The 7132-nt window shown below is 52.8% G+C and carries 9 protein-coding genes; 8 read left to right on the top strand and 1 reads right to left on the bottom strand.

Features of this window, described 5'->3' with window-relative positions; all coding sequences use genetic code 11:
• The coding region (locus G463_RS23360; RefSeq protein WP_026975015.1) for a hypothetical protein at positions 1-190 on the bottom strand (190 nt) is incomplete at its 3' end.
• Between the two features lie 200 nt (positions 191-390).
• Here G463_RS23360 and G463_RS0116615 point away from each other — a divergent pair.
• The 8 genes from G463_RS0116615 to G463_RS0116650 all read left to right on the top strand — a co-directional run.
• The gene (locus tag G463_RS0116615; protein ID WP_026976043.1) at positions 391-948 is read left to right on the top strand and encodes a guanylate kinase; all 558 of its coding nucleotides are present in this window, start codon (positions 391-393) and stop codon (positions 946-948) included.
• Positions 949-974: 26 nt separating this feature from the next.
• Complete coding sequence (locus G463_RS21090; RefSeq protein ID WP_051322400.1) at positions 975-2309, top strand: deoxyguanosinetriphosphate triphosphohydrolase family protein; 1335 nt, start codon at positions 975-977, stop codon at positions 2307-2309.
• Between the two features lie 311 nt (positions 2310-2620).
• Positions 2621-3019: an XkdF-like putative serine protease domain-containing protein gene (locus G463_RS21095; RefSeq protein WP_245575941.1), complete on the top strand. Its 399-nt coding sequence runs from the start codon at positions 2621-2623 to the stop codon at positions 3017-3019.
• Position 3020: 1 nt separating this feature from the next.
• On the top strand, positions 3021-4586 hold the full coding sequence (locus tag G463_RS0116630) for a DUF6582 domain-containing protein (RefSeq protein WP_026976045.1): 1566 nt from the start codon (positions 3021-3023) through the stop codon (positions 4584-4586).
• Between the two features lie 101 nt (positions 4587-4687).
• On the top strand, positions 4688-6229 hold the full coding sequence (locus G463_RS0116635; RefSeq protein WP_026976046.1) for a hypothetical protein: 1542 nt from the start codon (positions 4688-4690) through the stop codon (positions 6227-6229).
• A gap of 13 nt (positions 6230-6242) precedes the next feature.
• On the top strand, positions 6243-6518 hold the full coding sequence (locus G463_RS0116640) for a hypothetical protein (RefSeq protein ID WP_026976047.1): 276 nt from the start codon (positions 6243-6245) through the stop codon (positions 6516-6518).
• Complete coding sequence (locus G463_RS0116645) at positions 6518-6853, top strand: hypothetical protein (RefSeq protein WP_026976048.1); 336 nt, start codon at positions 6518-6520, stop codon at positions 6851-6853. Before G463_RS0116640 ends, G463_RS0116645 begins: the two co-directional genes overlap by 1 nt.
• A gap of 96 nt (positions 6854-6949) precedes the next feature.
• On the top strand, positions 6950-7132 hold a 183-nt coding region (locus tag G463_RS0116650; protein WP_026976049.1), incomplete at its 3' end, for a transposase.

The following is a 7132-nucleotide window of genomic DNA, read 5'->3' on the forward strand; positions in this document are numbered from 1 at the left end:
GTTCCAACACATGTTTTAGACTGCGTTGGTGAAAGACCAGAGTAAAGAGCAACCGAAATACATTCAATACAGGAACGCCGGTTTGCTTGGTGATGTTGGATTGCCGGAGCAGCTTCCCGATGCGGAATTCCTTGAAGAATGCGGTTATCATGGATTGGAGTTGATCTGAGTGCAGAGAATCACGTACCATGTAAGAAACATCCTCACTTTTTTGTAGACTGTTTGGGTCGGCAACCTCAGTCTACCAGAAATATGAGGATGTTTTTGCTTTTACATGACCCACAGCTCCAACGAACTCAAGAAATTACAGGCTCAATTCGGGTGCGAAACTTGAGTGATAAAGATAGTGTTTAGTACCGAGTTGTAAGAGACTTGGTTGGAGGTATTTGTATGTATCAAATTATTGTATTTCAAGGGCCAAGTGGGTCTGGAAAAACCACTCTTCAGCAAAAACTTGATGTTCCTCGAGTGATTACCTGGACCACAAGACCTCCACGTGATGGAGAAAAAGACGGGGAGGATTATTTCTTCGTAAGTGTTGAAAAATTTAAAAGCACATGTGAAAGCGGAAAGATGCTGGAGACTACGGAGTACAAATCCAATTTTTATGGTACTCCTTTAGAAGCAATCCTCGAGCCCAAATACCCGGTCCAATCAATAGTCTTAGATCGGAATGGGGCAAGCAAAATAAAAGAATTATTAAAAGATCGGTGTCTTAGGGTGGGGGTTTATGCCCCGAAAGCCGATTGTGAAATGAGGTTAAAAAACCGACAACCAAGTGCTGAGGTTCTTCAGCAGCGTATGGCAGATTATGAGCAAGAAGTGTCCGAGTTAACGGACTGCGATCTAGTTATAAACAACTCTAATCAAAATTGGAGCACTTCGGGCTTGTTTATAGAACTCTTAAGGAAATATTTGAAAAAACAAGTGGAACAATGCAGTATATAAATTACTACGACTAGGGAGGGAATTTAATGGGCCGAGAGATAAACATAGATGCACTACTCGAAGCGGGGCTGGAAATTGCTGATCCATACAATGAAGTCCATACCAAACGTGTTCATGAGACCGACCCCTTTATTACCGGCAAGGCTGACAATGATAGCCGAGATGCGTTTGAGCGGGACTATGCAAGAGTGATTCATTCGGCGTCTTTTCGGCGCTTACAGGGAAAAATGCAACTCCTTGGGACCCAGACAAGCGATTATTATCGAACACGACTAACACACTCATTAGAAGTGAGTCAAATTGGTACTGAAATCGCTACAAAAATTAATAGTAAGCACATGAAGCGCCCAGTTAGCAAGGCGCTTGTTGCAATGGCGTGTTTAGCTCATGATTTAGGGAACCCGCCTTTTGGACATTACGGAGAAAAGGTTTTGAATTACTTAATGCAGAACTACGGTGGGTTTGAAGGTAATGCTCAAACATTGCCGATTGTATGCGATCTTGAAAGAAAGAGCGAGAAATACAACGGTTTAAACTTAACTCTCGCCTCAAGAGTTGCCCTAGTAAAATACAACGTGACGGCTCAGGCTAAGAAAGATAAGAGAAGTCTCGCAGAAGGAAAATTCATATACACAGAACACGAAGAGATAGTTCGTGGAACAGGAGGAATGAAGCCGCAATCTTTGGAATGTCAGATAATGGAGTTATCTGACGATATAGCTTATGCCTGCCATGATCTCGAGGATTCTCTTAAGTCAGGAATTTTAAGTCTTGAAGACGTCAAGTGGTACATAGCACATCACTCCGACAATCCGAAAAATACTCTACACCAGTTCGATGAGATTCTAAAAATAGCTTCAGATTTTTCTGGTGATTCACATGGAGATACATTCCACAAATCAATAACTTCAGTGTTAATCAATAAATTTGTAAACGATGTTCAAGTCGTTCCTTATTCGAAGGAAGAGCTTGCTAAAAAGGGAACAGAGTTTAAGCAAGGACTAGGTCTGTGTGAGTATCGTGAATTGGTGAAGCAACTTAAGAAGGCAGTATACGAGTTATTAGTTAGTAGGCCCGACGTTGCCGAGGAAGAAATCAAAGGGGGCATAATGTTAAAGCGCCTTTTTGAGATGCTTGTTGATGAAAGATACAATTACAAGCTCCGGTTGTTTCCGCTCGAGTATCAGTTGTTGATTAATAAAGTTAAAGATAAAGAGCAGCGCAAGGGGGCTATATATCGAGCTGCTTGCGACTACATTGCTGGTATGACTGACGCATTTGCCATAAAGCTGTACAAGAAACATTTTGGTGGAGAGCTTCCAAGCTACAGTGATTGTGATTGGGCCGATGCCTTAAAGTAAGTATTCCAGAAAATGCTGTAAGCAGGTAGGTACACTCTGACTACACATTGCTGTACTGTAGTCAGAATGTACACAAACCTGGATGGCACAGAAGGTATTTTAAAGAGGATGAGAGTCCTTATTGGATCTATGTTTTCCTTTTTGTTGTTTTGTGGATTAAATTTAATTTGCAAATTAGAATCATAAACTTACAGTTGAAAACTACTTATCGGAGCGACTGTTTTTTAGCTTGTGAAAAAAGAAGAACACAGCGTCAGCCATTCGGTTGGCGCTTTTCTTATGCCTGGAAAGTGAGGTGAGCCGCATTGGACATGGCACGGTACGGCGTGATGAAGGCTGCCGAGGAACAGCACTACACACTCGGGGTTGCGTACCCGGCCGACAAGGTGGACGCGCATGGGGAGTTCACCACGGCTGAGGAACTGGAGCGCACCGCTTGGCACTGGATGGCGCAACACCGTCGCATCGGTATCCAGCACCAGGACGGTACGGAAGGACACGGAATACCGGTGGAATCGTACATCTACCGCGGTCCGGACTGGAAGGTAGGTGACCAGGTCGTGAAGGCCGGGGACTGGTTGCTCGGTGTGGTTTGGGACGATGCGGCGTGGCTGCTCATCAAGCGCGGCATTCTTACCGGCTACAGCATCCAGGGCGATGCATTCCGGAAGAAGGTTGCTGCTCCACCTGACGGAAAGGAGGTGAGCTAGGATGGCGACCAATCGCGAAGATGATGACCAGGAACTGAAGGAGATGTACGACTTGCACATCGACCGCGTGGACGGTGTGACGGAACCGGCATCCGGCATGCGATTTTTGGTCATCAAGTCGGAGTCCGGGGAAGGAGGACAAACGTTGGACGAATTGCTGGATCATGCACGTAAAGGTGTGACCAAACCCAGCGACGGCGGCGATGAACAGTCCCAGAACGAGAAGCTGCACCAGGAGGCCGAGGAACGGGCTAAAAAGTACGGCATCTCGTTCAAAAAAGGCAAGGGACACCTGACACCGCCCAAGGGCAAGCCGACCGATCCCGAGCAGTACGCCGACCCGGTGAACTACGCCTATCCGATTGACGAGGAACACATTCGGGCCGCCGTGGCTTACTTCAACCAGGACGGCCAGCGCGAGGATGGCGGGTACACATCGGAGGAATGGGCGATTATCGGCAAGCGTATTGCAACTGCTGCCAACAAGCTCATCGGCGATGGCTACAAGTTCGAGGACGGGAAGATTGTCACACCAAACAACCAAAAGAGCGAGACCAAGAAGGGGGGCGGAGACATGCCGGATGTGGATGATGTCCTGCAGACCGGTGGCAGCGGCGACGGCGACGAACATGCGCCTGGTTCGGCTGCTTGGGAGCAGAAGGATGTCGAACTAATGCAGCAGGCTGTACAGGGGCTTGTGGCGCTGAAGGGGCTAATCAATCAGATTGCCTTGCGCGAACAGGCAGAAGTCATGCACGGGGATGGTGACGACGTGGAACAGGTGAACGACTTGTTGAACGCGCTGGACGCGGTTTCTTTCGCGCTGCAGCAGGTGGCTGGTGCCGCAGCTGTGGAACAGGCCGAGGCTGAAGAAGCCGGTGCTGTGACCAAGGCTGGCCGCAAGATGAGCAAGGACAGCATGACCAAGGTACACGATGCCATGACGAACCTTGCCAAGGCGGCCGGATTCAAGGGTGTTGGCGATTTCCACGAGGCCTGTAAGTCCATGGGCATCTGCAAGGAAGAGGACGACGACCAGCCGGACGATGCCGACAAGAGCAAGGAGAAGCCGGAGGACAAAGGAGATCCCGAGAACACCGAAAAGGCCAAGGAGAAGGGCAAGGAAAAGTCCGAGGGTGACGACAAAAAGCCGGACGACAAGGAAGAACCGGACGGCGAAGATGGCAGAACTGAAACCAAGAAATCCGAGGCCTCCGGTGAGAGTCTGGCGGCCGAAGCTGTTGTAAAGGCACTCGAAGCCACTGGCCTTACGACATTGGCGAAGAGCGCCGGGGACCTGCTCAAAGCAACGGAAGTGATCAAGTCGTTGGAGGAGCGGGTTAAGGCCATCGAGGAACAGCCGATGCCAGGAGGCCCGATGTTGAGGGGTGCGGCGACAGCGCATGACTACTATCTCGTCCGCAAGGGTGAAGGCCCTGACCTGAACCAGCCAGGCGTGTTGGAACAGGCAGCGCAGCAGGTGAGCGATCCGTATGTGCGTGACGTGCTGAACCGTGAGGTGGCGCGGCGCATGCATCCAGCGTTCCGTCAACAGCAGCAGGCGTAATCAGGCCCTGCAAAAACCACACACAAACCCGAACGTTGGTTCGAACGTTGGAACGTTCGTTCTTTGGTTCGGGATTTTTATGCCCGAAGGAGTGAAAGTGAATGTCTGCAATCACCGAAATCACCGCAGAAACGCTAGCGATGCTCAAGCCGAGCGTTTCGAAGGCCCTGTCACAGGGCTACACAGTGGGCCTTGGCCTCACCGGGTACGAATTGGAGGAACCCAGCAAAAAGCTGTTCCCGGTATGGTCTCCGTTCCGGAACCGTGTGCCTCGCACCAAGGCGGCGGTGGGCAGCATGGCGGCACACTGGAAAGCCATCACAAAGATTAACGCGACTCGGCAGCGACCGAGCGTGAAGTTCGGTGCGGCTGGTCCGCTGATCTCTACCGAGGAATTTGACTACCAGAGCAACTACTACCCGATTGCGTTGGGAGACAGCGTGCAAATGGACGCCCAGATGCTGGCGCAGGGATTTGAAGATCTGCGTGCGACTGCGGGTATCAACCTGCTCTATGCGACCATGATTGAGGAAGACCGGTTCTTGCTTGGGGCGCAGAACTTCAGCACACCACAGCCGCCCGCACCGGCATTGACGGCCAGCACGACCGGTGGGTCCATCGGAACGAGCAAGACCGTCCATGTGCGCGTGCGTGCGCGTAACCACGAATGCTACTACTTTGGAGGTGGGTCGCTGCCGAGCGCCGATGCTACTGTAACAACCGACGGGACCGCGACGACCAACAGCGTCACGGCGATCGTTCCGTCCCTGCTGAACGGCGTGTTCAATCCGGTGCTTGCCGGTGTGGTGGCCTATGACTGGTATGTGTCCGGCGATGGCACGAACTACTTCTACTACACGACCACGGTCACAAACACCGTAACCATCACGTCGATCCCGACTGCGGACCAGGCTCCGCCGCGTCTGCCGGACCTGGCGTCCGCAGACAGCTGGGTCAACGCGCAGCAGGATACATCGGCAGACCCCAACACCTTCAACGGGCTCTTGGCGACCTTGGCTGGGTGGTACCTGAACGGTACGTTTGTCTCCCCGAACACCTCCGGGGCGCAGAGCACGGGTGCGTTGTTTAAGTCGCTGGACGGCAACCGCCTGACCGCAAGCGCGGGCCGCATCCAAGAGATCGACGAGCTGCTGGTGGACATCTGGGATAACGTGCAACTGTCGCCGACCCGCATCCTGGTCGCTGGTCAGCAGATGTCCGACATCACGGCTGGCATCGTGAAATCGGGTAACGGCGGCGGTGGTACCTACGCCCTGGTCGATGCCAGCGACCCGACGGCACGGCGGAATCTCCGTGCGGGCTATGCGGTGATCGAATATACGAACCCGATCTTCCCGTCTCAGCCCATCGCGATTGAGACCATGCCGCACCTGCCGCCTGGGACGATCATCGTCATCACGGAGGTTCTGCCGTATCCGAACAACCAGGTTGCGAACGTGCTTGAGGTCGAGACGCAGCAAGAGTACCAGCAGATTGAGTACGCCATGAGCCGTCAGAGCGGCGATAATGGTGGCCCGCGGTACGACTTTGAAGTTCGTGCCATCGAGACGTTCAAGAACTATTTCCCGGCCAGCATGGCGGTCCTGCACAACGTCGGCAGCGGCGAACCGAACATCGCGTAAGGGGTGAGCGTAGGTGCTCATCCAGACACATGACACCACGACGACGCTTGTGGTGGGTGAGGAGACGTTTACGGCCGTGGCTCCGGGCATCTTTGAGGTGCCCGAAGCCATTGGCCGTATGCTTTCTTCTTTCCCGCATTTCAACGTTGCAGATCGTCCATTGTCTGAATACGTTTCCGAAGCTGTCGGGACATCAGCTGATCCGCCTTCCGCGTCGGAGCCGGCAACAGGTGCGGAATCCGGGGAAGAAACCACGCGAAAGACAACGCGAGGAAGAAGGCGTAACTGATGGGAGCCTTATACGCGAGTGTCGGGGACGTAGTGGGGGCGCTGGATCTGCCGGAATTGGCCCGCTTGAACGCCGATGTGCAGGCGGGCGCACAGCAGCTGTCGTGCGACAGGCCGGTTGATGTTGCGCCTGGTGCGTTGCTTCTGGTGGGGTACAAAGGCCAATCCGGTGAGACGGCGACCGTGCAGAACGTTTCGGCCGATGGCGTCACCATCACGCTGACCACCCCGCTTACACTCGGGCATCCGCAGGGTACGTTGCTGCTCAACGTCACCCCATTTCCGGACGTGGCGGAGGCGGCCAGCCGATTGAGTAGAGTCCGGTATGCTGTGTAAAAAGGGATGGCGCCCCGGGGCATAAATATGAGCCATCCCACCCTCTTTGGTAGAATGTGAGATTGGTCAGAATCACATCACCAGGAGGGATAGAAGATGGCTCAATACCAGATTACCCTGAACGACGAAACTTTGAAAGACCTCTTTCAGCAGGATGGGGGTGTAGCGAAACTCGTCGAGCAGGTGCTCAATCAGGTATTACAGGCCCAAGTGACGGAACAACTGAGGGCGGCACCGTATGAGCGGACCGATGAGCGGCAAGGGTACCGGAACGGGACT

Origin of the sequence: Alicyclobacillus contaminans DSM 17975, from assembly GCF_000429525.1 — a bacterium.
Classification (GTDB): Bacteria; Bacillota; Bacilli; order Alicyclobacillales; family Alicyclobacillaceae; genus Alicyclobacillus_A; species Alicyclobacillus_A contaminans.

Excerpts from the sequence above, each read along its gene's own strand:
- G463_RS0116615 (WP_026976043.1), top strand. The coding sequence starts at position 391 with ATGTATCAAATTATTGTATTTCAAGGGCCAAGTGGGTCTGGAAAAACC.
- G463_RS21090 (WP_051322400.1), top strand. The coding sequence starts at position 975 with ATGGGCCGAGAGATAAACATAGATGCACTACTCGAAGCGGGGCTGGAA.
- G463_RS21095 (WP_245575941.1), top strand. The coding sequence starts at position 2,621 with ATGGCACGGTACGGCGTGATGAAGGCTGCCGAGGAACAGCACTACACA.
- G463_RS0116630 (WP_026976045.1), top strand. The coding sequence starts at position 3,021 with ATGGCGACCAATCGCGAAGATGATGACCAGGAACTGAAGGAGATGTAC.
- G463_RS0116635 (WP_026976046.1), top strand. The coding sequence starts at position 4,688 with ATGTCTGCAATCACCGAAATCACCGCAGAAACGCTAGCGATGCTCAAG.
- G463_RS0116645 (WP_026976048.1), top strand. The coding sequence starts at position 6,518 with ATGGGAGCCTTATACGCGAGTGTCGGGGACGTAGTGGGGGCGCTGGAT.